At 68.7% G+C, this 24197-nt stretch carries 28 protein-coding genes; 18 read left to right on the top strand and 10 right to left on the bottom strand.

Annotated features, from left to right (window positions below; all coding sequences use genetic code 11):
- The first annotated feature begins 5 nt into the window (after nt 1–5).
- The 3 genes from MXC99_RS03580 to MXC99_RS03570 are packed head-to-tail and all read left to right on the top strand — an operon-like array spanning nt 6 to nt 1275.
- On the top strand, nt 6–278 hold the full coding sequence (locus MXC99_RS03580) for a hypothetical protein (RefSeq protein ID WP_247724225.1): 273 nt from the start codon (nt 6–8) through the stop codon (nt 276–278).
- Entirely contained in the window at nt 275–646 is a 372-nt protein-coding gene (locus tag MXC99_RS03575) for a hypothetical protein (protein WP_247724224.1), read from the top strand. The genes MXC99_RS03580 and MXC99_RS03575 overlap by 4 nt, the downstream gene beginning before the upstream one ends.
- Nucleotides 643–1275 carry a nitrous oxide reductase accessory protein NosL gene (locus tag MXC99_RS03570; protein WP_247724223.1) on the top strand — a complete coding sequence of 211 codons (633 nt, stop codon included), beginning with the start codon at nt 643–645 and terminating at the stop codon, nt 1273–1275. The genes MXC99_RS03575 and MXC99_RS03570 overlap by 4 nt, the downstream gene beginning before the upstream one ends.
- A 112-nt stretch (nt 1276–1387) precedes the next feature.
- On the opposite strand, the gene MXC99_RS03565 is transcribed toward MXC99_RS03570, so the two are convergent.
- Nucleotides 1388–1792: a c-type cytochrome gene (locus MXC99_RS03565; RefSeq protein WP_247724222.1), complete on the bottom strand. Its 405-nt coding sequence runs from the start codon at nt 1790–1792 to the stop codon at nt 1388–1390.
- A gap of 140 nt (nt 1793–1932) precedes the next feature.
- Here MXC99_RS03565 and gluQRS point away from each other — a divergent pair, with 140 nt between their 5' ends.
- Nucleotides 1933–2847 carry a tRNA glutamyl-Q(34) synthetase GluQRS gene (gene gluQRS / locus MXC99_RS03560; protein WP_247724221.1) on the top strand — a complete coding sequence of 305 codons (915 nt, stop codon included), beginning with the start codon at nt 1933–1935 and terminating at the stop codon, nt 2845–2847.
- A 65-nt stretch (nt 2848–2912) separates the two neighbouring features.
- Nucleotides 2913–3338, top strand: coding sequence for a CoA-binding protein (locus MXC99_RS03555; RefSeq protein WP_247724220.1), 426 nt, complete (start codon nt 2913–2915; stop codon nt 3336–3338).
- 5 nt (nt 3339–3343) lie between these two features.
- Here MXC99_RS03555 and clsB read toward each other — a convergent pair whose 3' ends face one another.
- From clsB to MXC99_RS03535, 4 genes are all read right to left on the bottom strand, one after another.
- Complete coding sequence (gene clsB / locus MXC99_RS03550; protein WP_247724219.1) at nt 3344–4498, bottom strand: cardiolipin synthase ClsB; 1155 nt, start codon at nt 4496–4498, stop codon at nt 3344–3346.
- Entirely contained in the window at nt 4498–5247 is a 750-nt protein-coding gene (locus tag MXC99_RS03545; protein ID WP_247724218.1) for an endonuclease/exonuclease/phosphatase family protein, read from the bottom strand. Before MXC99_RS03545 ends, clsB begins: the two co-directional genes overlap by 1 nt.
- Nucleotides 5248–5274: 27 nt before the next feature.
- Nucleotides 5275–6375, bottom strand: a complete 1101-nt coding sequence (nadA, locus tag MXC99_RS03540) for a quinolinate synthase NadA (protein WP_247724217.1) — start codon at nt 6373–6375, stop codon at nt 5275–5277.
- Nucleotides 6376–6473: 98 nt separating this feature from the next.
- Nucleotides 6474–6926, bottom strand: coding sequence for a rhodanese-like domain-containing protein (locus tag MXC99_RS03535; RefSeq protein WP_247724216.1), 453 nt, complete (start codon nt 6924–6926; stop codon nt 6474–6476).
- A 61-nt stretch (nt 6927–6987) separates the two neighbouring features.
- Here MXC99_RS03535 and MXC99_RS03530 point away from each other — a divergent pair, with 61 nt between their 5' ends.
- The 12 genes from MXC99_RS03530 to MXC99_RS03475 all read left to right on the top strand — a co-directional run bounded on the left by MXC99_RS03530 (nt 6988) and on the right by MXC99_RS03475 (nt 18733).
- Nucleotides 6988–8169 (top strand): cation diffusion facilitator family transporter, encoded by a 1182-nt coding sequence (locus tag MXC99_RS03530; RefSeq protein WP_247724215.1) that lies wholly within the window; start codon nt 6988–6990, stop codon nt 8167–8169.
- 221 nt (nt 8170–8390) lie between these two features.
- On the top strand, nt 8391–9800 hold the full coding sequence (gene glnA, locus MXC99_RS03525) for a type I glutamate--ammonia ligase (protein WP_075147033.1): 1410 nt from the start codon (nt 8391–8393) through the stop codon (nt 9798–9800).
- A gap of 136 nt (nt 9801–9936) precedes the next feature.
- Entirely contained in the window at nt 9937–10410 is a 474-nt protein-coding gene (locus MXC99_RS03520) for a DUF4124 domain-containing protein (protein WP_247724214.1), read from the top strand.
- A 54-nt stretch (nt 10411–10464) separates the two neighbouring features.
- Entirely contained in the window at nt 10465–11526 is a 1062-nt protein-coding gene (glnL, locus tag MXC99_RS03515) for a nitrogen regulation protein NR(II) (protein ID WP_247724213.1), read from the top strand.
- Nucleotides 11527–11593: 67 nt separating this feature from the next.
- Complete coding sequence (gene ntrC, locus MXC99_RS03510) at nt 11594–13012, top strand: nitrogen regulation protein NR(I) (protein ID WP_247724212.1); 1419 nt, start codon at nt 11594–11596, stop codon at nt 13010–13012.
- Nucleotides 13013–13186: 174 nt separating this feature from the next.
- Complete coding sequence (locus MXC99_RS03505) at nt 13187–14023, top strand: biotin--[acetyl-CoA-carboxylase] ligase (RefSeq protein WP_247724211.1); 837 nt, start codon at nt 13187–13189, stop codon at nt 14021–14023.
- Nucleotides 14020–14751, top strand: a complete 732-nt coding sequence (locus MXC99_RS03500; RefSeq protein WP_247724210.1) for a type III pantothenate kinase — start codon at nt 14020–14022, stop codon at nt 14749–14751. Before MXC99_RS03505 ends, MXC99_RS03500 begins: the two co-directional genes overlap by 4 nt.
- Before the next feature lie 32 nt (nt 14752–14783).
- Nucleotides 14784–16148: a TrpB-like pyridoxal phosphate-dependent enzyme gene (locus MXC99_RS03495; RefSeq protein ID WP_247724209.1), complete on the top strand. Its 1365-nt coding sequence runs from the start codon at nt 14784–14786 to the stop codon at nt 16146–16148.
- A gap of 45 nt (nt 16149–16193) precedes the next feature.
- On the top strand, nt 16194–16970 hold the full coding sequence (locus MXC99_RS03490; RefSeq protein ID WP_247724208.1) for an SPOR domain-containing protein: 777 nt from the start codon (nt 16194–16196) through the stop codon (nt 16968–16970).
- Between the two features lie 16 nt (nt 16971–16986).
- Complete coding sequence (coaE, locus tag MXC99_RS03485) at nt 16987–17610, top strand: dephospho-CoA kinase (protein WP_247724207.1); 624 nt, start codon at nt 16987–16989, stop codon at nt 17608–17610.
- An 87-nt stretch (nt 17611–17697) separates the two neighbouring features.
- Nucleotides 17698–18453 carry a cell division protein ZapD gene (zapD, locus tag MXC99_RS03480; RefSeq protein ID WP_247724206.1) on the top strand — a complete coding sequence of 252 codons (756 nt, stop codon included), beginning with the start codon at nt 17698–17700 and terminating at the stop codon, nt 18451–18453.
- A 64-nt stretch (nt 18454–18517) separates the two neighbouring features.
- Complete coding sequence (locus MXC99_RS03475; RefSeq protein WP_247724205.1) at nt 18518–18733, top strand: DNA gyrase inhibitor YacG; 216 nt, start codon at nt 18518–18520, stop codon at nt 18731–18733.
- Between the two features lie 10 nt (nt 18734–18743).
- Here MXC99_RS03475 and MXC99_RS03470 read toward each other — a convergent pair whose 3' ends face one another.
- Genes MXC99_RS03470 through MXC99_RS16905 form a run of 3 tightly spaced genes read right to left on the bottom strand, consistent with a single transcriptional unit; the run spans nt 18744 to nt 20690 of the window.
- Nucleotides 18744–19691: a Nudix family hydrolase gene (locus MXC99_RS03470; RefSeq protein WP_247724204.1), complete on the bottom strand. Its 948-nt coding sequence runs from the start codon at nt 19689–19691 to the stop codon at nt 18744–18746.
- Nucleotides 19688–20566 carry an ATP-binding protein gene (locus tag MXC99_RS03465; RefSeq protein ID WP_247724203.1) on the bottom strand — a complete coding sequence of 293 codons (879 nt, stop codon included), beginning with the start codon at nt 20564–20566 and terminating at the stop codon, nt 19688–19690. The genes MXC99_RS03470 and MXC99_RS03465 overlap by 4 nt, the downstream gene beginning before the upstream one ends.
- On the bottom strand, nt 20559–20690 hold the full coding sequence (locus tag MXC99_RS16905) for a hypothetical protein (RefSeq protein WP_282100127.1): 132 nt from the start codon (nt 20688–20690) through the stop codon (nt 20559–20561). The genes MXC99_RS03465 and MXC99_RS16905 overlap by 8 nt, the downstream gene beginning before the upstream one ends.
- Before the next feature lie 76 nt (nt 20691–20766).
- Between MXC99_RS16905 and mltA the strand changes: the two genes are divergently transcribed.
- Nucleotides 20767–22008 (top strand): murein transglycosylase A, encoded by a 1242-nt coding sequence (mltA, locus tag MXC99_RS03460; RefSeq protein ID WP_247724202.1) that lies wholly within the window; start codon nt 20767–20769, stop codon nt 22006–22008.
- Between the two features lie 111 nt (nt 22009–22119).
- Here the strand turns inward: mltA and MXC99_RS03455 are convergent, their stop codons facing one another.
- Together MXC99_RS03455 and MXC99_RS03450 are read right to left on the bottom strand one after the other, a co-directional pair.
- Nucleotides 22120–22830, bottom strand: coding sequence for a DsbC family protein (locus MXC99_RS03455; protein ID WP_247724238.1), 711 nt, complete (start codon nt 22828–22830; stop codon nt 22120–22122).
- A gap of 39 nt (nt 22831–22869) precedes the next feature.
- Nucleotides 22870–24033, bottom strand: a complete 1164-nt coding sequence (locus MXC99_RS03450; RefSeq protein ID WP_247724201.1) for a UbiH/UbiF family hydroxylase — start codon at nt 24031–24033, stop codon at nt 22870–22872.
- Nucleotides 24034–24197: the final 164 nt, after the last annotated feature.

Raw genomic sequence — 24197 nt, 5'->3', positions numbered from 1 at the left:
GGACCATGAACTCCATCTACGACGCCCTTTCACCGGACACCGCCGCCGAAGTGCAGCAGCTCGCGCGCCTGATCTACGAGACGCGGGAAAACCGCCGCGCGGTGCTCGCCGCCGCCGGTGCGAGCGATCCCGCACAACTGATCGAGCGCATCGCCGCCGGCGAGCTGGCCGAGCACCCCGCCTACGAGCACTACCTCGCCGCCCGCATCCTCGCCGACACGCACCAGGCCGCACGCCAGGCCATGGCCCAGCGCCTACAGGAGGTCAACGGCCGATGAACCTGCATCCCCTGCTCGCCGAGCACATTGCCGCCGACTGCGCCGAGGCGCTCGCCTGCCCGCCGCGGCTGACCCAGGACGCCCTCGTTCTGGACCTGAACAACGGCGTGTCGCTGACCATCCGCTATGCCGCGGCCGATGCCTATTCACTGCGCTGGCGCATCGACCCGGCGCCGGAAGGGGTGGAGCTGGGCATCGACACTGCACCGACCCATCCCGCGCTGGCAACGGTGCCGAACCATTTCCACCGTGCCGACGGCAGCGTCGTCGCCGATCCGGTCACGCGCACCGACGCCCCCCCGGAGGACAACCTGCGCCGGCTCGTCGTCGCCCTGCTGCGCGATCCGCAGCTCGGCGGCGGCCAGTGAGCGCCAGCAACCCGATGCGCAGGCTGCTGCTCGCCGGCGCCGTGCTCGCGGCGGGGGCCGGTGCCACGCTGTTCTGGCAGCACGGCCAGCGCGAGGCGAACGCCGTCGAGCCGCCGATCGACGATATCTGCGTGGTTCCGCCGACAACCCGGCCTTCCGCCCACGCCTACGACCCGGCCTCCGGGCGCGGCATCCATGAAGCGCGCCCGATCCCGACCGATGCCCGCTGCGCGGTGTGCGGCATGTATCCCGCGCGCTTCCCGCGCTGGGCGGCGCAGCTGATCTTCGCCGACGGCACCGCCCATTTCTTCGACTCTCCAGTCGATCTGTTCATCTTCCTCGCCGATCCCCGCCGTTTCGGCTCGACGCGCGACGCCGGGGAAGGCGCCGCACGCTACGTCGCGAACTTCGACGATGGCCGCTGGCTGGATGCGCGGACGGCGAGCTTCGTCCTCGGCTCCAGCATCCGCGGCCCGATGCGCGGCCCCGACCTGCCCGCGTTCGCCGACGCGGCCGCCGCCCAGGCCTTCATTGCCAGACACGGCGGCCGCCTGCTGCACTTCGACGAGGTCGATCTCGCGGTCGTCGACGGGCTGCGCAGCGCCAACCACGCCCATCACACCCACTGAAAGGCGGACACGGAGCCGCGCCGCGACGCCAGTGCCGTTGTTGCCCTGGCCGTCAACGCGAACAGGGCCCCGCAGGGCCCTGTTCGCGCTACAGACGGGAAACGCGTCCGGCTTACTTCGACTTCGCCACCATGTAGTCGACCGCGGCCTTGACTTCGTCGTCGCTCAGCGAGGTGCCGCCACCGCGTGCCGGCATCATTCCCTTCGCGCCGGTGAAGCCCTCGAGCGCATGCTTGTAGAGCGTTTCCTCGCCCTGGGCAATGCGCGGCGCCCACTCGTCCTTGTTGCCGGGCATCGGCGCACCGGCCACACCGGCGGCGTGGCACAGGGCACAGACTTTCTTGTACACCCCTTCGCCGACGGCATTGGCCGGGGCGGCAGGAGCGGCCGGCGCGGCCGCGACCGGCGCGGGGGCGGGAGCGGCGGCAGGCGCGGCAGGCGCACCCGAATCGGAACCACCACATGCGGCCAGCAGGACCGAAACCGCCGCGGCGAGGAGGAAGGGGGATTTGTTCATGGATAATCTCCGTTTTATCATGTCCAATCGCCGCGTGGGCACGGCGAATCTTTCGGACACTAGCAATTATCGGCGGCAATTGACTTGATGGGAATCAAATAGATCGTGTCGTGACTCGACCCCGATCACGCCATACGGATATGACTTCCAGCCCCCGCCTGTATGCTGGCCGCTTCGCTCCCTCACCCACCGGGGCGCTGCACTTCGGCTCTCTGGTGGCCGCCGTCGGCAGTTTTCTCGAGGCCCGCAGCCATCAAGGGCGCTGGCTGCTGCGCATCGAGGATATCGACACGCCGCGCTGCGTCCTGGGCGCCGCCGAGGGCATCCTCGCCACGCTCGAGCGCTTCGGCTTCGAATGGGACGAGGCCCCGATCTGGCAAAGCCGCCGCGGCGAAGCCTACGAAGCCGCCCTCGAGCAGCTGAAGGCACGCGGATTCGCCTATCCCTGCGCCTGCACCCGGCGCGATCTGGCCGCCGCCCCGGCCGCACGCGACGGCTCGCGCCGCTATCCCGGCACCTGCCGCGACGGCCTGCCGCCCGGACGCAGCGCGCGCGCCTGGCGCGTGCGCGCCGATGGACGGATCCACTTCATCGACGCGGTGCAAGGCCCGCAGGAGCTCGATCTCGCCGCCGACGCCGGGGACTACATCGTCCGGCGTGCGGACGGGTTGTTCGCCTACCAGCTCGCGGTCGTGGTCGATGACGCCGCTGCCGGCATCACCAACGTGGTGCGCGGCGCCGACCTGCTCGATTCGACCGCCCGCCAGATCCATCTCCAGAGCCTGCTCGGCGCACCGCGGCCGGAGTACGCCCACCTGCCGCTGGCGACCAACATCGCGGGCGAAAAGCTCTCCAAACAGACGCTGGCGCGCGCCATCGGCGACCGTCCTCCAGCCGCCGCCCTGGTGGCCGCACTGCGCTTTCTCGGCCAGAATCCCCCCGACACCCTCGCCCATGCCTCCCTGACCGAGCTCTGGCAGTGGGCGCGAGCCCATTGGTCACTTTCTGCCGTGCCGCGCTGCCGCCAGGCGGTCGCCAACGGTTTTTTTCGCTGACCCTGCCCTGCCGCGACCGGAGAACGTGCCGCCAGGACACCCCCCTTCGCCCGAGGACTCCCACGATGCACCCGAACGACATCAGCGCCGATCCCGCAGCCATCCGCCGCCTGCTCCAGGACAGCCGCAACATCGCGGTCGTCGGCCTTTCGCCCAAGCCCGCGCGGCCAAGCAACGAAGTGGCGCACTATCTGCGCGCCGCCGGCTACACCATCCTCCCGGTCAATCCGCTCCACGATGAAGTCATGGGCGAACGATGCTATCCGAGCCTGCGCGACGTTCCTCAGCCGATCGACATCGTCGACATCTTCCGCAAGCCCGAAGAAGTGATGCCGATCGTCGACGAGGCGATCGCCGTCGGCGCCCGCAGCGTCTGGTTCCAGCTCGGCGTGATCGCCCCGGAAGCGGCGGCCAGGGCCGCAGCCGCCGGCCTCGAAGTGGTGATGGATCGGTGCACCAAGATCGAGCATGCGCGCCTGCTCGCGCGCTGAACGCCTCAGTGCCGGCCGCGATAGCCGGCGATCCCGATCCCCAGCCGCAGCAGCTGGTAGGACAGCCAACTCAGGGCCCGGCGCAGGATCGGCTGGCGGCGCCAGTCGGCGGCGTTCAGCTCCCGGGCACCGGAGCGGATCGCCGCCTCCAGGCTCGCATGCAGCGCGCTGGCAAAGGCGACGTCATCGACCACGACGTTCGCTTCACGCGCCATCAGCAGGCTGAAAGGGTCGATGTTGCTCGAGCCCACGGTCGCCCAGTGGCCGTCGACCACCGCGACTTTGGCGTGCAGGTGGCTGCGGTGGTACTCGAACAGGCGGATGCCGCGCTCAAGGAAGAACGGGTACAGGGCACGGGTCGCGTAGGCCTGCATCGGGTGATCGGACACCCCTTGCAGCAGCAGAGTGATGCGCACTCCGCGCGCCGCCGCCTCGGCGAGCGTCTGGCGAAAACGCCGGCCGGGGAAGAAATAGGCGTTGGCAATGACGATTTCCTTTTCTGCGCCGGCGATCGCCTCGAGGTAGGCGTCTTCGATCGCGCGCCGGTAGCGCAGATTGTCGCGCAGCACGAAAGCGGCGCGGATGGTGCCGGCCGGAGCGCCGTACGGCGGCGCGAGCAGGGGAAGCGCTTCGCGCCGGCGAAAACTCGCCCACGCCACCAGCCGCCACAGGCGGTGGGCCGAGGCGACGATCGGCTCGAGCAGCGGCCCTTGCACATGGACCGCGTAGTCGTAACGCGGATGCGGGCCGCCCCCCGGCTCGAAGTCGTCGACGATGTTGATCCCGCCGACAAAGGCCTCCCGGCCATCGACCACCACGAGCTTGCGGTGCAGGCGGCGCAGGCGGTGGCGGCGCAGCGACAAGGGGCGCAGTTCGCGGCGATAGACCAGCACCTGCACTCCGGCCGCGGCGAGCTCGGGCATCAGCCCGGCGACGAAGCTGCGCGCACCGAAGCCGTCGACCATCAGCCGCACCACCACGCCACGCCCGGCCGCACGGCACAGGGCCGCGGCGATGCGCCGCCCGATGCGGTCGTTCTCGAAGATGTAGCTCTGCAGGAAAATCTCGCACCGGGCGCGATCGATCGCCGACTCCAGCGCGGGAAAATATTGCTCGCCGTTTTCCAGCAGCGCCACCGCGTTGCCGGCCAGAAAGCGCATCAGGACACCGGCTCCAGGTCGGCGGTGAGCGCGGCGTGATCCGAAATCCGCGCCCATGGCGCACCGTAGTGCACCTGCGCCTGACGGACGCGGAAGCCGCGCACGTAGATGCGGTCGAGGCGGAACAGCGGCAGCGTGCTCGGATAGCTGCGCGCCGGCCGCCCGCGACCGCTGCCGAACACTTCGGTGAGGCCGAGCCGGCGGCCGATCAACTCGTCGGCCCGGTTGTGCCAGTCGTTGAAGTCGCCGGCGATGATCAGCGGCGCATTGCCCGGCGCCAGCTGTTCCATGCGCTCGGCGAGCGCGGCCATCTGCCGCCGGCGGCTGCCCGCGATCAGCCCGAGGTGCACGCACACACAGTGCACCGGCACGTCGAACCGCGGCAGTTCGATCTCGCAGTGCAGCAGGCCGCGGCGCTCGAAGCGGTGGTCGGAGACGTCCTGGTTGGCAGCGCTGAGGATCAGGTGGCGGCTGAGGATGGCGTTGCCGTGGTGACCATGGTCGTACACCGCGTTGCCGCCATAGGCGGTCTGCTGCCAGGCGTCTTCGGCGAGGAACTCGTGCTGCGGCTGCAGCGGCCATTCCGGGTGGCGCGCCGGATGCCCCAGGTGCAGCCCCTGCACCTCCTGCAGGAAGACGAGATCGACGTCGAGGCTGCGCAGGCGTTCGCGCAGCTCATGCACCACCATGCGGCGGTTGAACTGCGAGAACCCCTTGTGGATGTTGTAGCTGCACACGCGCAGCGTCATGGCTGCCCGCCCCGGCGAAGCGCGGCCTCAGGACACCGCGAGCATGCGGTCGAGGGCGATGCGGGCAAGCTCGGCCTCGTGCGCGGGCACCTTGATCTGATTCACCACCTTGCCCTCGGCGAGGTTTTCCAGCGTCCATGCCAGGTGCTGCGGGTCGATGCGCTGCATCGTCGAGCACATGCACACCGTGGGCGCCATGAACTCCACGGTCTTGCCCTGCGGCTTCATCTCCTCGGCCAGCCGGCTGACGAGGTTGAGTTCGGTGCCGACCAGCCAGCGGGTATTGGCCGGCGCCGCGGAAATGGTGTTGATGATGTACTCGGTGGAGCCGACGTAGTCCGAATTGCGACAGACCTCGAGGCTGCTCTCCGGGTGCGAGATCACGAAGCCGTCCGGATGCTGCTTGCGCCAGCGCTCGATGTGGGCGGGCTGGAACATCTGGTGCACCGAGCAGTGCCCCTTCCACAGCAGGATCCTGGCGTTGTGGATCTGCTCGGGCGTGAGGCCGCCGTATTCGAGGTCGGGGTCCCACACCACCATCTGCTCGAGCGGAATGCCCTTCTTGAAGCCGGTCCACCGCCCCAGGTGCTGGTCGGGGAAGAACAGCACTTTCTCGCGCCGGGAGAACGCCCAGTCGAGGATCGTGGGCGCGTTGGTGGAGGTGCACACGATGCCGCCGTGCTCACCGCAGAAAGCCTTCAGGTCGGCCGCGGAGTTGATGTAGGTTACCGGCGCGACCCGCTCGTCGGGCGCGCCGAGCACTTCGCCCAGCTCGCGCCAGCAGCGCTCGACCTTGGCGAGGTTGGCCATGTCGGCCATCGAGCAGCCCGCGGCGAGGTCGGGCAGGATCGCGATCTGGCTCGGTTTGGACAGGATGTCGGCAACTTCGGCCATGAAGTGCACGCCGCAGAACACGATGTACTGGGCATCGGTCTGTGAGGCCAGACGGGCGAGCTTGAGCGAGTCGCCGGTGAGGTCGGCATGCTGGTAGACATCGGCGCGCTGATAGTGGTGGCACAGCAGCACCGCCTTGTCGCCGAGGCGGGCGCGGGCGGCGCGGATGCGCGCCTGGGCCTCGTCGTCGGCGAGCACGTTGAAGCGATCGAAGCTGATGGTGGCGGCTTGCATGATGCGAATCCTGCTCCTGGAGGAATTTCCGTTGACTCGGTGGAATTTCGGACCTGGCGGCAGACACTCCGTTCCGCCGGCGAAGCCCGCGCGATCGGTCAGCCCTGATGCCAGGGCAGGCCGGCGTGGCGCCAGCCGCCGATGCGGTTGCGCTGGCCATTGGCGTCACGGTCGCCCTCGAAGCCTTCGAGGACGTTGTAGCAGTTGCCGTAACCGGCGGCGCAGGCGGCCCGCGCCGCCGAATCGGAACGCACGCCCGAGCGGCAGAGGAACAGCACCAGCGCCTCGGAATCGACCTGGTGCTTGAGCTGCGCCATGAAGTTCGGGTTGTCCTGCATCGACGGATAGGATTTCCATTCGATCTCGACCGCGCCGGGCACGCGCCCGACCCAGTCGAGTTCGGCGCGGGTGCGCACATCGACCAGCCTGGCGCCGGGGGCGAGCTGCCACACTTCCCAGGCTTCGCCCGGCGTCAACGCGCCCTGGTAGGGCAGGCCGAAATTTTCGGCGCGCTCGTGCGCCAGGGACAACAGATCCGACAGGGTTCCCATTCGAACATCCGTCTAGAATTGCGAATTGCCGAAGTATAGCGCGTCCGCCCCACCGTTCCCCATGCCCCTCCCCGCCCCCATCGCCCCCTCCCCGCCCCCCGGCGACACCGACGCCGCACGCAGCCGCGACATCCAGCGCGCGACGCTGACCGCGATCCTGACCAATGCCACCCTCACCCTGGGCCAGGTCCTCGTCGGCCTGTTCGCCAACGCCTTCAGCCTGGTCGCCGACGCCGCCCACACCCTGTCCGACCTGGTGACCGATTTCATGGTCCTGATCGCCGGACGGCGCGGCGCGGATCCGGCCGACACCGCCCACCCTTACGGCCACGACCGCATCGAGACGGTCACCACGATGGTGCTGGGCGCGGTCCTCGCCGCGGTCGGCATCGGATTCCTGTGGAGTTCGGGCGTCCGCCTGCAGAACATGGCCGCCGCGCCGCCGCTGCACCCCGCGGCGCTGGCGATGGCGCTACTCACCCTGGGCGCCAAGGAAGGGCTGTTCCGCTTCACCCTGGCGGCCGCACGCCGGCTGCGGGCACCGATGCTCGAAGCCAACGCCTGGCATGCGCGCTCGGACGCGGCGTCTTCGCTGGTCGTGGCCGCCGGCATCGGCGGCAGCCTGGCGGGCTACCCTTTTCTCGAACCGCTCGCTGCCGCCGTGGTCGGCTTCCTGATCCTGAGCATGGGACTCAAGCTGGCGTGGAAAGCGGTCCGCGAACTGATCGACACCGGCCTGCCGGAGGAAGAACTCGCCCGCCTGCGCCACACGATCGAAACCACGCCGGGAGTGATCGGCCTGCACGACATGCGCACCCGGCGCATGGCCGGGCGCGTGCTGTGCGACGCCCATGTTCAGGTCGACCCCCGGCTCACCGTGTCCGAAGGCCATCGCGTCTCCGACGCGGTCTATCTGCGGGTGCGCAGCGCCCATCCGGAAGTCCGCGACGTGCTGGTGCACATCGACCCCGAGGACGATGCCGACCTGCAGGCCGCGCCCCCCGGCCCGCTGCCCGAGCGGGCCGAGATCCTGGACGAGGTGCGCACGCTGCTCGGCGCCGACGCGCCGGCGCCGAAACGGGTGCAGATCCATTACCTCGGCCAGCGTGTGGAAGTCGAGATCATCCTCGCCACGCCGCTCGCCCCTGCGGCGCTGGACGCCCTCGCCCGGCGCCGGGAAGCCTGCCTCCGCTCCCACCCCCGCTACCGTGCGATCCGCGTCTATTGCCAGCTCGCACCATGACGGGGCGCGACGCTCTGCAGGAGCACCGATATGGTGCGCACGGCATCGCCAACCGGCACCGCTTTCGGGCATTTCCCTTGTGGCACAATGTCCGACGAACTAAAACGAACTTGGCACGCTTAGTGCTTAAACCTTTTCACCCGAATCCTGGCGCATCGCCCTCCGGCCGCTGCTCCACCCGCTCAACGCAATCAAAACGCCTCATCTCACCAGGAGTGAACATGAACGCCCAAGACGTCATGAAGCTGATCCAGGAAAACGAAGTGCGCTTCGTCGACCTGCGCTTTACCGATACCCGCGGCAAGGAGCACCACGTCGGCCTGCCGGTTTCGGCCTTCGAGGAAGATCACTTCGAGCACGGCCACCCCTTCGACGGCTCTTCCCTGGCGGGCTGGAAAGGCATCCAGGCCTCCGACATGGTCCTGCTGCCCGAAGCCGGCTCGGCCTACATCGACCCCTTCTTCGACGAAACCACGCTGGTGCTGACCTGCGACGTCATCGAGCCGTCCGACGGCAAGGGCTACGACCGCGACCCGCGCTCGATCGCCAAGCGCGCCGAGGCCTACCTGAAGAGCACCGGCATCGGCGACACCGCCTTCTTCGGCCCCGAACCCGAGTTCTTCATCTTCGACTCGGTCGAATGGTCGGTCGACATGTCGGGCGTGTATAGCAAGATCATTTCCGAAGAGGCCGCCTGGTCCACCGCCGACAAGTTCGAAGGCGGCAACACCGGCCATCGTCCGCGCGTCAAGGGCGGCTACTTCCCGGTGCCGCCGGTCGACAGCCTCAACGACGTGCGCGCCGCGATGGTGCTCGCCCTCGAAGCCTGCGGCGTGCCGGTCGAAGTGCACCACCACGAAGTCGCCAACGCCGGCCAGTGCGAGATCGGCACCAAGTTCAGCACGCTCACCCAGCGCGCCGACTGGACCCAGGTGCTCAAGTACATCGTGCACAACGTCGCCCACCAGTACGGCAAGACCGCCACCTTCATGCCCAAACCCATCGTCGGCGACAACGGCTCGGGCATGCACGTCCACCAGTCGATCTGGAAGGACGGCCAGAACCTGTTCGCGGGCAACGGCTACGCCGGCCTGTCGGAGACCGCGCTGTACTACATCGGCGGCATCATCAAGCACGCCCGCGCGCTCAACGCCATCACCAACCCCGGCACCAACTCGTACAAGCGCCTGGTGCCGCACTACGAAGCCCCGACCAAGCTCGCCTACTCGGCGCGCAACCGTTCGGCCTCGATCCGCATCCCCTACGTCGCCAACCCGAAGGGCCGCCGCATCGAGGCGCGCTTCCCGGACCCCCTGGCCAACCCCTACCTCGCCTTCTCGGCCCTGATGATGGCGGGCCTGGATGGGATCCAGAACAAGATCCACCCGGGCGATCCGGCCGACAAGAACCTGTACGACCTGCCGCCGGAAGAGGACGCGCTGATCCCGACCGTGTGCACCAGCCTCGACCAGGCGCTCGAGTACCTCGACAAGGACCGCGAGTTCCTCACCCGCGGCGGCGTGTTCTCGAACGACTTCATCGACGCCTACATCGCGCTCAAGATGGAAGAAGTCGACCGCATGCGCATCACCACCCACCCGGTGGAGTTCGACATGTACTACAGCCTGTGATCTCCGGATTGCACCAAGGTCGAAAAGGGACGGGCATTGCCCGTCCTTTTTTTCTGGGGTCTAATCGGCCTTCATTCCGCAAGGGGCAGGGAGTCCGCCAGACGGCCTGTCCGCCGACGGCTTCCCGGAAACACGCATGCGACCGTTCCGACTCCTTCCGCTGTTCCTGTTTGCGAGTGCGAGCACTCTGGCCCACGCCGAGGTCTACAAGTGCATCGACGCCAGCGGCCGGGTGACCTATACCAACGATCACACCCTGGCACGCAACTGCGTCCGCCTGCAGTCCGACCAGGCCGTCTCCTCGGTGCCGGCCCCGACGTCACGCCCGGCCGCAGGCGCCGCACCGGCGGCCGCCTTTCCGCGGGTGAATCCGGCCGACCAGCGCGCACGCGACGACACCCGGCGCCAGGTTCTGGAGAACGAGCTGAGCACCGAGGAAAGCGCGCTCGCCGCAGCCGAGAAGGCGCTCGCCGAACAGGAAGCGGTCCGTTTCGGCGGCGAGCGCAACTATCAGAAGGTGCTCGACCGCCTGCAGCCGTTCAAGGACAAGGTCGAACTGCACAAGCGCAACATCGAAGCGCTGCGCCGGGAGATTTCCGCTCTTCGATGACCCCGGCCTGGCGCGTATCTTGCATGTCGATTGGAAGACTCCCAGGACGCGCTCATGTCACCTCCTCCTTCCGCCAGTGGTCCTTTCGCCGGACTCGAGCTGCTGTCTTCCGCCGTCGTCCTCGTCGATGGACGGCAGCTCATCCGCTACATCAATCCCGGCGCGGAAAACCTGTTCGCGATCAGCCAGCGCAAGCTGCTCGGCCAGCCCCTCGCCCGCCTGCTCGGCGCCCCGCCCGGGCTGGGCGCCGCCCTCGACAACGCCCTGCGCACCAACTGGAGCTATACCGGGCAGGACCTGACGATCGGCCGCAGCGGCGCCGAACCGATCCGGCTCGACTGCACGGTGACCCCGGTGGAAGCCGCCGGCGTGCGTCTGCTGCTCGAGTTCCGCCCGATCGACGCCCAGCTGCGCGTCGCCCGCGAGGAGCAGCTGCTGCACCAGCAGCAGGCCAACCGCGAGCTGATCCGCAACCTCGCCCACGAGATCAAGAACCCGCTCGGCGGCATCCGCGGCTCGGCCCAGCTGCTGCAGCACGAACTCGACGACCCGCAGCTGCGCGAATTCACCGACGTCATCATCGCCGAAGCCGACCGCCTGCAGGAGCTGATGAACCGCCTGCTCAGCTCCCACAGCATGATGCGCCCCGCGCCGCTCAACCTCCACGACGTCCTCGAGCGCGTGCGCCGGCTGATCCTCGCCGAGTTCCCCGCCCTCGACATCCACCGCGACTACGACCTCAGCCTGCCCGAACTCACCGCCGACCGCGAACAGCTGATCCAGGCCGTGCTCAACATCGTGCGCAATGCCGCCCAGGCGCTCGGCGGCAGCGGCGAGATCCGCCTGCGCACCCGCATCGCCCGCCAGGTCACGCTCGCCAAGCGCCGCTACAAGCTGGCACTGGAATTGCAAGTGATCGACAACGGCCCCGGCATCCCGGCGGAAATCCGCGACAAGATCTTCTACCCGCTGGTCTCGGGGCGGGACGGCGGCAGCGGACTGGGACTTTCCCTGGCGCAGAGCTTCATCGAGCAACATCAGGGCATGATCGACGTAGATAGCCGCCCGGGGCGGACCTGCTTCACGATCCTGCTGCCGATTACCGACCGCGCCTGAACGCGGTTCCGGCCCGCCTGCCCGGCCGCAACCGCGTTCAGGGCGCACCACAATAGTGCATACGAAAATGAATACCGTCTGGATCATCGATGACGACCGCTCGATCCGCTGGGTGCTGGAAAAAGCCCTCGGCCGGGAAGGCATCGAGCACCTCAGCTTCAGCTCGGCGCACGACGCCCTCGCCGAACTCGAGCGCGTGCCGCAGCCTCCCGCGGTGCTCCTGTCCGACATCCGCATGCCCGGCGAATCCGGCCTCAACCTGCTGGCGAAGGTGAAAACCCGCTACCCCCAGCTGCCGGTGATCATCATGACCGCTTATTCCGACCTCGACAGTGCGGTGGCGGCTTTCCAGGGCGGCGCGTTCGAATACCTGCCCAAGCCTTTCGACGTCGATCAGGCGGTGGCGCTGGTGCGACGCGCCCTCGAGCAAGGCGCGCACCACAACGGTGCAGCCGAGGAAACTCCGCTCGCGCCGGAAATCCTCGGCCAGGCGCCGGCGATGCAGGAAGTGTTCCGTGCCATCGGCCGCCTCGCCCATTCCCACGCCACGGTGCTGATCAACGGCGAGTCGGGCAGCGGCAAGGAGCTGGTCGCGCGCGCCCTGCACCGCCACAGCCCGCGCCGCGACGCTCCCTTCATCGCGATCAACACCGCGGCGATTCCGCGCGACCTGCTCGAATCCGAACTGTTCGGCCACGAGCGCGGCGCGTTCACCGGCGCCGCCACCCAGCGCCGCGGCCGCTTCGAGCAGGCCGACGGCGGCACCCTGTTCCTCGACGAGATCGGCGACATGCCCGCCGAGCTGCAGACGCGGCTGCTGCGCGTCCTGTCCGACGGCCACTTCTACCGCGTCGGCGGCCAGCAGCCGATCCGCGCCAACGTCCGGGTGATCGCCGCCACTCACCAGGATCTCGAAGAGCGCGTGCATCGGGGCCTGTTCCGCGAAGACCTGTTCCATCGCCTCAACGTCATCCGCCTGCGCCTGCCGCCGCTGCGCGAACGCCACGAGGACATCCCGCTGCTGGTGCGCCATTTCCTCCAGCGCAGCGCGCAGGATCTCGGCGTCGAGCGCAAGCGCATTTCCGACACCGCACTCGAGTACCTGCAGAGCCAGCCCTTCCCCGGCAACGTCCGCCAGCTCGAGAACCTGTGCCACTGGCTGACGGTGATGGCGCCGGCCCAGATCGTGGAAGTGGCCGATCTGCCGCCGGAAATGCGCGACCAGCCCGGGCGCGAAACGCCGACGAGCTGGCTCGAAGGCCTGGGCACGGAAACCGACCGCCTGATCGCCGCCACCCCCGGCAAAGTGTTCGAGCGCCTGACCCACGAGTTCGAGCGCACCCTGATCCGGCGCGCCCTCGCCGCCACCGGCGGCCGCCGCATCGAGGCCGCCCACCTGCTGGGAATCGGCCGCAACACCATCACCCGCAAGATCCAGGAACTCGGCATGGACGAGGAGCGCGGCGCGGACGGCGCCCCGCACTGAAGCCGGTGCGCCGCCGCTAGGCTGGGAGCCGGCGGCGGCGCGGGCGCCCCCCCTGCGCCTTCCGCGCCCCGGGCTCGTGCGCTGCCGCGGGATGACGGATAATGCCGCTTCTGCTTTCTCCGCCGGATCACTGTCTTGCCGCCCGCCGCCTCTTCGTTCCCCGCCCCGCCGTCGATGCCCACCTCGCCCCAGGCCGGCGAACACCTCGACGCCCTCGCCACCGGCCTCGGCAGCCTGGCGAGCGCGTTCGAGATCCGCTGGGTGGCCGAGTGCGCTTCGACCAACAGCGCGCTGCTCGACGCCCCCCCGGCCGATGATGGCCGCATCCATGTGCTCGTCACCGACCGCCAGCGCGCCGGACGCGGACGCCGCGGCCGGCCGTGGCTGTCGTGGGGCGACGCCAGCCTGACCTTCTCGGCGCTGTGGTGCTTCCCCCCCGGCGCCCCGGCGCCCGCCGGCTTGTCGCTGGTCGCCGGCCTGGCGCTCGCGCGCGCGCTGGAGCACCTCGGCGTGCCCGGCGTGCAGCTCAAGTGGCCGAACGACGTGCTGGTCCACGGCGCCAAGCTCGCCGGCATCCTGGTCGAATTGCTCCCCGGGCGCGGACGCACCCGCGCTGCGGTGATCGGCATCGGCATCAACCTGCGCCTGCCGGCGGACATCGATCTGCCCGCATCGATCCCGGTCACCGCGCTCGACCGGGTTCTCGAACAGCCCCCCGGCTCCCCCCCGCCGACCCGCAGTGCCGTGCTCGCCGCCGTGCTCGGCGAACTCCACCCGCTGCTCGACATTTTCGCCGCTGCCGGTTTCCCCCCCCTGCGCAGCGCCTGGCAGCAGCGCAACGCGTTCGCCGATCTGCCAGTCTGCATCAGCGGCGAAAACGACACCCTCACCGGCCTCTGCGCCGGCGTCGACGCCGATGGCGCCCTGCTGCTGCGGACCGGACACGGCGTCCAGCGCGTGCTCGCCGGCGACGTTTCGCTGCGCCCGGAGCCGCCCGGAGCCGGCACATGATCCTGCTCATCGACGCCGGCAACACCCGCGTCAAGTGGCGCGTCGTCGCCGCCGCCGAGCCGCTGCAGGCGCTCGACGAAGGGGCGCTCGCACGCGACCGGCTCGCCGCACTCACCGCCGTCCGCAGCCGCCATCCCGGCCTGCGGCGCGCGTTCGGCTGCAACGTCGCCGGCGCCGAAGTCGCCGCCGTCATCGCCCGCGCCTGCACCGGGCTGGCCCTCGACTGGCTGCGTCCGAGCGCCGCATGCTGCGGCGTACGCAACCTCTACGAGGACCCGGCCCGGCTCGGCGCCGACCGCTGGGCCGCCCTCATCGGCGCCCACCGCCTGCACCCGCACGCCTGCCTGGTGGTGAGCGCCGGTACCGCGACCACGGTCGACCTGCTTGCCGCCGACGGCGACTTCCTCGGCGGCCTGATCCTGCCCGGCGTCGAGCTGATGCAGCAGGCCCTGGCCCACGGCACGGCGCAGCTGCCGCTGGCCGAAGGCCGTTTCACGCCGACGCCCCGGCGCACCGTCGACGCCATCCGCTCGGGCTGCCTGCAGGCCCAGGCCGGCGCCGTCGAGCGCATGTTCCGCCAGATCGCCGGGGAGCCGCAGGCGCTGTGCCTGCTCGGCGGCGGCGCCGCCGACAGCTTCGCCGGGCTGCTCGAAATTCCGCTGCGCCGGGTGGACAACCTGGCGCTGTCCGGCCTCGGCGCGCTCGCTGCCGCACACGACGGACACTGAACCACAACGCATCCGCGAAGGGAGAACACACGATGGAAGCCACCCGCATCTTGCTCGACGCCGCCGACATTCCGACCCACTGGTACAACGTCGTCGCCGACCTGCCCACCCCACCCGCCCCGCCGCTGGGCCCCGACGGCAAACCGGCCACGCCCGAGCAGATGGGGGCGATCTTCCCCGGCGCCATCCTCGAACAGGAAATGAGCGCCCAGCGCTGGATCGCCATTCCCGAGGAAGTGCGCGAAATCTACCGCCTGTGGCGGCCCAGCCCGCTGGTGCGCGCGGTGCGCCTGGAACAGGCGCTGGGCACCCCGGCGAAGATCTTCTTCAAGTACGAAGGCGTCTCGCCGGCCGGCTCGCACAAGCCCAACTCGGCGGTGCCGCAGGCCTATTACAACCGCCAGGCCGGCATCAAGCGCCTGACCACCGAGACCGGCGCCGGCCAGTGGGGCTCGTCGATCGCCTTTGCCGGGCAGATGTTCGGGCTGGAGGTGCGCGTCTACATGGTCAAGGTCAGCTACGGGCAAAAACCCTATCGCCGGCTGATGATGCAGACCTGGGGCGCGGAAGTGTTCGCCAGCCCGTCCGCGCTCACCGACACCGGCCGCCGCCTGCTCGCCGAGGATCCCGACAACCCGGGCTCGCTCGGCATCGCGATCTCGGAAGCGGTGGAAGAGGCCGCCAGCCGCGCCGACACCAACTACACCCTGGGCTCGGTGCTCAACCACGTGGTGCTGCACCAGAGCATCATCGGCCTGGAAGCGAAGAAGCAGTTCGACAAGGTCGGCCTCTACCCCGACATCGTCATCGGCCCCTGCGGCGGCGGATCGAGCTTTGCCGGCATCGCCTTTCCCTTCCTCGCCGACCGTGCCGCCGGCGACCGGCGCGCGCAGGATCTGCGCTGCATCGCGGTCGAACCGACCTCGTGCCCGACCCTGACCAAGGGCCAGTACGCCTACGACTTCGGCGACGCGTCGGGCTTCACGCCGCTGATGAAGATGTACACGCTGGGCCACAACTTCATGCCGCCGGGCATCCACGCCGGCGGCCTGCGCTACCATGGCGACTCGCCGCTGGTATCGCAGCTGTTCCACGAAGGCCTGATCGAAGCCGCCGCCGTGCCCCAGCTCGCCACCTTCGAGGCCGGCGTGCAGTTCGCCCGCGCCGAAGGCATCATCCCGGCGCCGGAGTCCTGCCATGCGATCCGCGCGGCGATCGACGAGGCGCTCGCGTGCAAGGCGCGCGGCGAAAGCAGGACCATCCTGTTCAACCTCACCGGCCACGGACATTTCGACATGAGCTCGTTCGAGCGCTACTTCTCCGGCCAGCTCGAAAACTACGACTACCCGGCCGACGCCGTCGCCGCCTCGCTCGCTCATCTGCCCCGGCTGGGCTGACCAAAGCCTGCCGGCAGAAGCCACCGCGCGGGCAAGACCGGACGAATGACGAACGTGCGCCTCCTGATCATCCTGCTGCTGTTGCTCAACGCCCTCGCCCTCGCCGCCATCCGCGGCGGGCTGGGCGGCGCCGCAGCGCGTGGAGAGGCGGAGCGCCTCGCCGCCCAGCTCGCCCCCGAGCGCATCCGGCTCGCCGGTGACGCCGTAGCGCAGCCCGCCGCCGGCGACACCGAAGCCGTCCCCCGCACAGCGGTCCCGGCCACCGATGGGCTGCCGCCTGCCGAAGAAGCCGGACACGCCGCCGCGGCCGCCGATGAACCCGTCGCCGGGAGCGACCCAGCCGGCGACTCCGCCCCGCCTCCTCCCGCCTGCCTGGCCTGGGCAGAGCTCGGCGAGGAAGAGGCCGCACGGCTCGCCGACCGGCTGCGCGAGCAAGGGGTGGAGCCCGTTCGCCACGCCGACTCCCGGATCGAAGCCTGGTGGGTGCGCATCGCCCCCGCACGCAACCGCAGCACCGCCGAACAGCACGAGCGCAGGCTGCGCGCCCAAGGCATCCGCGACACCTTCATCGTCCAGGAAGCCGGTCCCAGCCAATTCGCGATCTCGCTCGGCGTATTCAAGACCGAACGCCGCGCCCACCGGCTACTCGAGCAGCTCTACGCCAAAGGCATAGACGACGCCGCCATCGAGCCGCGCACCCGAACCGTCTACCGGATCGAGGCCCGGCTCCCGCCCGCCGCCGTATCCGGAATCGAATCGGCTGCGGGCGGCTTCGAGCAGCACCGCCGGAGCTGCGAAGCCCTCCCCTCGAACACCGACTGAAGCACGGCTACGCCCTATGTCCGAACCTTCCTTCCGTCCTTTCATTGTCGGTCTCACCGGCGGCATCGGCAGCGGCAAGAGCGCGGCGGCCGAGCGCTTCGCCGCACTCGGTGCGAGCATCGTCGACACCGACCGGATCGCACATACCCTGACCGCAGCGGGCGGCGGTGCCATCGAGGCGATCCGCCGCAGCTTCGGCAACGCCCTGATCGCCGCCGACGGCAGCCTCGACCGGGCGGCGATGCGCTCGCGGGTGTTCGCCCACGCCGAGGCGCGACAGCAGCTCGAGGCGATCCTCCATCCGCTGATCCGCGACGAAAGCGCGCGCCTGTGTCGCGCGGCCAACGGCCCTTACGTGATCCTCGCGGTTCCCCTGCTGGTCGAGTCGGGCCGCTATCGCGAGCGCTGCGACCGCATCTGCGTGGTGGACTGCCCCGAAACCCTGCAGATCGAACGGGTGATGGCGCGCAGCGGCCTGCCCGAGAGCCAGGTCCGGGCGATCATGGCGGTGCAGGCCAGCCGCGCGGACCGTCTCGCCGCAGCCGACGACATCATCGACAACAGCGGCTCGCTCGCCGCGCTCCAGCGCCAAGTGGACGCTCTGCACTCGGCCTACTGTGCCGCCGCCGCGCGCCCTTGAGGCGGCGGCGCGGCGCCCGGCGGACGACAGGCGCTGTGCTATCATCGGCCGAATTTTCGAGGGCGCGAAACTTGCGGATAGAGTGCAGTGATTAGCTACGAATATCCTCTCAACGAACGCATCCGCACCCTGCTGCGTCTCGAGGATCTGTTCCTGAAGCTCGGGCACTTCTGCACCAGCGATGCCCCGCAGGACCATCACGTCGCGCTGTTGACGATCTTCGAGACACTGGAAGTGGCGGGGCGCGCCGACCTGAAGGTCGATCTCGTGCAGGAACTCGAACGCCAGCGCCAGATCCTGATGTCCTTCCGCGACAACCCCGACATTTCGGAAGAAGCCCTGTCCGGCGCACTCTACGAAATCGAGCAGGCTTCTTCCGGGCTGCTGGCGATGGCGGGAAAGATCGGCCAGTACCTGCGCGAGAACGAATGGCTGATGAGCATCCGCAGCCGGGCCGCGATTCCCGGTGGCGTGTGCCAGTTCGACCTGCCCTCCTACCATTACTGGCTGAACCGCGACCCCGAGGCGCGGCGCCGTGACCTGGCGACCTGGATGCAGCCGATGACGCCGATCCGCGACGGCATCGAGATCGTGCTGCGCCTGCTGCGGGCGAGCAGCCGCCCCGAAACCCATCTGGCGCGCAACGGTGCCTTCCAGCTGACGATGGCCGGACGCAGCGCACAGATGGTGCGCCTGCGCCTGGCCCCGGCCGAAGCGGCGGTGCCCGAGATCAGCGCCAACAAGTACGCACTGAACATCCGCTTCATGCTCCCCGAAACGATCGCCCGCCCGCGCCAGGCCGAGCGCGATGTTTCCTTCGAACTCGCCTTCTGCAGCTTGTGACGCCTTCCCGCCCGCCTTCCCGTCCATCACCGCGCGCATGCCGGCCCTGCCCATGAACCCCGCAATGAACGACACGATCCGCACGGTCAACTGCCCCAGCTGCGGAAAACCGGTCGCCTGGCAGGCCGAAAGCCGCTACCGGCCGTTCTGCTCGGCCCGCTGCCGCCAGCTCGACCTCGGGGCCTGGGCCTCGGAGGCGTACCGCGTCCCGACTTCGCCGCCGGACGGCGACAGCACCGGCGGCGATCACCGCCTCCCCGGCAGCACCCCAGGCCGCTGAGGCCGAACGCTCAGTCCGCCACTGCCCAGGCCCCGCGGATCGCGGCGATGCCGTGGGCACCGGCCTCCCGGGCCGGCTCCATGTCTTGTTCCCCCAGCCCCCCCAAGGCGAACACCGGCACCGGCAGACCTGCCGCCAGACCGGCGAACCCCGGCCAGCCCAATGCCGGCTCACCGGGATGGGTCGCGGTCGGCCGCACCGGGCCGAGCAGCGCGTAATCCAGCCCGAGGGCAGCAGCATGTTCGAGCTCGGCGCGCGAATGGCACGAGGCCCCCACCCATTCAAATCCGGGCCGAGCACTCGTTGCCATCAGGCGATCCGCCGGCAGGTGAACGCCATCCGCGCCGAGGCGCTGCGCCAGCCCGGCGTCGGCGTTGATCAGCAGCAGCCCGCCGTGGGCATGGACGCGCGCCAGCGCCGCGCGCGCGAAGTCTTCGCGCGTTGCCGGGTCGAGCCCGCGCTCGCGCAGCTGCACCAGCCGCAGTCCGCATCCCAGCGCCCGCTCCAGCGCGGTGAGCTGGGCATCGACGCCGACCTGCGCCGCCCGGGTAATGCCCATCATGCGCGGCAGGCGCAGCGCTTTCAGAATCGGCCCGTTGGCCGGCAGCATGGGCTCGGGCGCCGCCTCTCCGGGGCGAATCCAGGCCAGCGCGCGGTGCACCTTGTCGTCGAGCTCGCCTTCCCAGGCGGCCACCTCGAAAAAGTGCAGGCGCACATGGGCGTGCTCGTAGCGGTGCTCGCGCAGCAGCCAGGGACGCAGGCGGGTGACGCGGATGCCGAGTTCCTCGTCGAGCTCACGGCACAAGGCCTGCGCCGGGGTCTCGCCCGGCTCCACCTTGCCGCCGGGGAATTCCCAGTAGCCGGCATACACGGTTTCCGGCGCGCGCTGACCGAGCAGATAGGCGCCATCGGCGCGCAGCAGCACTCCGGCGGCCACGTCCACCCGCTTGCGCGTCATCGCCCGCGCCCGTCGTTTTCGAGCCGGCCGGCGTGATCACGGGCGAACTGCCAGGCCACCCGCCCCGAGCGCGAGCCGCGCATCAGCGCCCACTGCAGCGCCTCCTGGCGGGCGGCGACGATCGCCTTTTTCGGCACGCCGAACGCCTTCAGCCAGTGAGCGACGATGTCGAGATACTGGTCCTGGGTGAAAGGATAGAAGGAGACCCACAACCCGAAGCGTTCCGAGAGCGAGATCTTCTCCTCTACCGCCTCGCCCGGATGGACTTCACCATCGAGGTGACGCGCCTGCAGGTTCTCGTCGTGATACTCAGGCATCAGGTGGCGGCGGTTCGAAGTCGCATAGACCAGGACGTTGTCCGACAGCGCCGCTACCGAGCCGTCGAGCACGCTCTTCAAGGCCTTGTAGGCATCCTCGCCTTCCTCGAAGGACAGGTCGTCGCAAAACAGGATGAAGCGTTCCGGACGGCCGGCGAGGAGGTCGACGATGTCCGGCAGGTCGACGAGGTCGGCCTTGTCCACCTCGATCAGGCGCAGCCCCCGTGCTTCGTACTCGTTGAGCAGCGCCTTCACCAGGGAAGACTTGCCGGTTCCGCGGGCACCGGTCAAGAGGACGTTGTTGGCGCGGCGCCCGGCAAGGAACTGCCGGGTGTTGCGGTCGATCCGCGCTTTTTGCTCATCGACATCGTGCAAATCCTTGAGGGCGATGCGATGGGGCTGGCGTACCGGCCTGAGCTCGCTGCGGCCGTGGCGGCGCTGCCAGCGGAAAGCGGTCGCCGCGGCCCAGTCGGGGGCGCGCAGCGGCCCGGGCAAAAGGGCTTCGAGGCGCTCGAGGACACATTCGGCGCGGCTCAGCAGATCGGTGAATTCATTCATGGTCGTGCTCGCCGGAGTCGTCCCGGCTCGTCCGTCCGGGCCGGGAGCGCTTCGGCCACGTGCTCCAGACCATCAGCGCGAGCAGCAGCAGGGCGAGCCCGGCCTCGAGCAGGATCAACCACATCGCGCGCCTCCGGGCTCCGGTCCGCGACCGGATATACTGGAAAATTGAAAGCTTTCGAGTTTAACCGATCCGCCCCATGATTCAGCCTCTTGCGCGCTACTTTGCCGCAGCCTTGGTGACCGGCCTGCTCGCTGCCGGCTGCGCCCACCAGCCTGCCCCCTCCGCGGCCGATACGCCATCCTGCCCGCCGCCAGCGCCCTGTCCGAGCTGCCCGGTCTGTCCCGCTCCGGCCCAGCCCCCCGCGGCAGCCCCTGTGCCGCCGGCTCCCGCGCTACAAGTCGGCCGCTGGGAAGAACTCCCCGGCTGGAAGGAGGACGATCCCTCCGCGGCCTGGCCCGCCCTGCGCCATTCCTGTTCCACCCTGCGCCGGCAGCCGCCCTGGCAGAAGGTCTGCGAAGCCGTATCGGACATCGGCCCAGCTCCGTCGGGAAGCAGCGCGCGGCGTTTTTTCGAGCATCATTTCGTCCCCTGGCGCGTGCTCAATCCCGACGGCAGCACCACCGGCCTGGTCACCGGGTATTACGAACCCCTGATCCGCGGCAGCCGCACGCGCAGCGCGCGCAGCGCCTGGCCGATCCACGGCGTACCCGCGGACATGCTGACGATCGAACTCGGCGACGTGCATCCCGAACTCAAGCACCTGCGCCTGCGCGGCCGCCTGATCGGGAACAAAGTCCTGCCCTACTGGAGCCGCGAAGAATTTAGCGCACGAGCGGAGCACATCCCCGCGCCGGTGCTGCTGTGGGCCGACGACCCGCTCGATCTGTTCTTCCTCCAGGTCCAGGGCTCGGGCCGGGTGCAGCTTCCCGACGGCAGCATGGTCCGTGTCGGCTACGCCGATCAGAACGGCCACCCCTACCAGTCGATCGGTCGCTGGCTGGTCGCACAAGGCGAACTGAGTCTCGACCAAGCATCGATGGAGGGGATCAAGCGCTGGGCCCGGGACAATCCCCAGCGCCTGACGGCGCTGTTGAATGCGAACCCGAGCTACGTGTTCTTCCGCGAACTTCCAGCCACGGATGGCGGCCCGCTGGGCGCGCTCGGCGTCCCCTTGAGCGCGGGACGCAGCATCGCCGTGGACCCGCGCTACATCCCCCTGGGCGCCCCCGTTTTTCTCGCCAGCACCTACCCCCTGAGCGGACGGCCCTTGAATCGGCTGGTTCTCGCTCAGGACACCGGCGGAGCGATCAAGGGTGGAGTGCGCGCCGACTTCTTCTGGGGCTTCGGCCCCGATGCCGGACGAGAAGCCGGACGGATGCGCCAGCAGGGCAGCATGTGGGTGCTGCTGCCCAAAGGCATGGCGCCGCCAAAGCCGTGAGCGCACCGGCCGGAAAGAGGATGAGCCCAGACCAAGTTCGCAGGAGCGGCGAAGGGGGAAACGGCGAAGGGGAAAAATCTTCAGCCGTCGGTCGAGCCGCGGTAGTGCGCTTCAGCGGCTCGGCTTGTCGAGCGCCTTCTCGAGTTCGGCAGCGGGAATATAGCCGCCGATGCGGGTGCCGTTGGCGAGGAAGATCGTCGGGGTGCCATTGATCCGCAGGCTCCGGCCCAATTCGACGTTGCGCGTGATCGCGCTCGCATCGCAGTCCGCCTTCTCCGGCACCTTGCCATCGACCATCCAGTCGGTCCAGGCCTGGGCGCGCCCCTGCCCCTTGGCGCACCAGATATTGGTCGACTTGAGCGTCGAGTCTTCGCCCAGGATCGGGTAGAGGAAGGTATACACGGTGACGTCGTCCATTCGGGCGACCTCCTGGGCCAGGCGCTTGCAGTACGAGCAGTTCGGATCCTCGAAGGTCGCAATCACCCGCGTGCCCTTGCCCTTGACCAGTTTCACCGCCTGTTCGAGCGGCAGCGTTGAGAAGTCGATCGCCGAGAGCTGATTCATCCGCGCCTGGGTCACGTCAAGGCGGGTCGCAGTATCGATCAGGCTGCCATCGATGATGAAACGGGTTTCGGCATCCGTATAGACCAGCTGGCCGTTCTTCAGCACCACTTCGTACAGGCCGCCATATCCGGTGCGAGCGACGGATTCGACTGCCGGTGCGCCGATGAAGGCTTCCATTCCCTTCTTCACCTCGGCCTCGCCCGCATGAGTGAAGCCGGCAAGACCGGTTGCGAGGAAGAGTGCAAAAAACTTGGACATGCGGCGCATGGAAAAATGGGGCATCGGATTCTCCGGGGATCAGGAACGCTCATTCGCCGCATAGCGGACGAGCATGTTCGTTACGACCGGCAAGCGGGCAGTGAGGTTCAGCCCGGCATTGCGCAGCACGCTGATAAAAGGGTTGTCGGTGGTAAACAGCCGGTTCAGTCCATGCGTTGCATACTGCAGCACGAAAGGCTCTTCCGCCCGCCGGCGTGCATAGCGCCGCAATACGACATAGTCACCCGGATCCTGCCAGGACGGCAAAGCAGCCAGTTCTTCGGCGAGAACTCGTGCATCCTGGAAACCCAGGTTGATGCCGTGCCCCGACAAAGGATGGAGAGCGTGCGCGGCATCTCCGATCAGCGCCACTCGCGGACGGACCACTTCGGCAAGGCGCATCAGGCTCAGGGGAAAAGCCGCTCGCGGCGTAAGCAGTTCGAGGCGGCCGAGCCTGCGCTCTCCGGCCAGTGCGACCCTCTCGCAGAAGGATTCTTCATCGAGCGCCATCAACTCGTCGGCAAGAGCATCCTTTACCGACCACACCATCGACATCCCCCCTTGCGGCAGCGGTAGCCACGCCAGGATGCCATCCTCGCGGAACCACTGGTAGGCCGTTCCGCGCGGAGAAATGGCGCAACGGAAATTCGCCACCACGCCTTTTTGGTGGTAGGGCTCGACCGTCGCAGTGATGCCCATCTTCTGCCGCACCCACGAATCCCGCCCATCGGCGCCGACCACCAGCGCAGCCTTCAGGACTCGCCCGTCAGCCAGTTCGAGGACAACCCCGTCATCCTGCACGCCCAGTTCCTTGGGATGCGCTGGGCAGAATAGTCCGACGTTATGCTGACGCTTCAACCCTTCCCACAACTCGACGTGAACGAGGCTCGACTCGCCGATCCGTGCGAGTTCTGCGAGCCCGCTTTGATGGGCGGAAAAGCATAACTTCCCTCCAGCATCGCCGCGCACCTGCATTTCATCGACCGACGCCAGCCGGCTATGGTCGATATGCGCCCACACTCCCAACTCCTCGAGAAAACGCACGCTCGCAGGGCTGTAAGCGTAGATTCGCGGATCCCAACCGGCTGGCCGCACGGGAGCGGCATGCTCGACCAAGGCGATCCGGAGCGAAGTGCCTCGCAGAGCAACCGCCAGCGCCGCTCCGGCAAGCCCACCGCCGACAATGATAAGGTCGTATTTCATGTCATTACTGCTTCGCCAGGAGGGTTTGATTGTGCCCTAGTATGGATTTCGATGTAGACGCAAAAACGCCCAGAGTTGTGTTCTCTGGGCGTTTTTTTGTGGGTTAGTCTGACGATGACCTACTTTCACGAGGGCATGCCTCACTATCATCGGCGCGAGTGCGT

This window comes from Thauera aromatica (assembly GCF_023093595.1).
Taxonomy (GTDB): domain Bacteria; phylum Pseudomonadota; class Gammaproteobacteria; order Burkholderiales; family Rhodocyclaceae; genus Thauera; species Thauera aromatica_A.
Note: the sequence above shows the minus strand (reverse complement) of the source record. Positions and strands in the feature narration are given on the sequence as shown.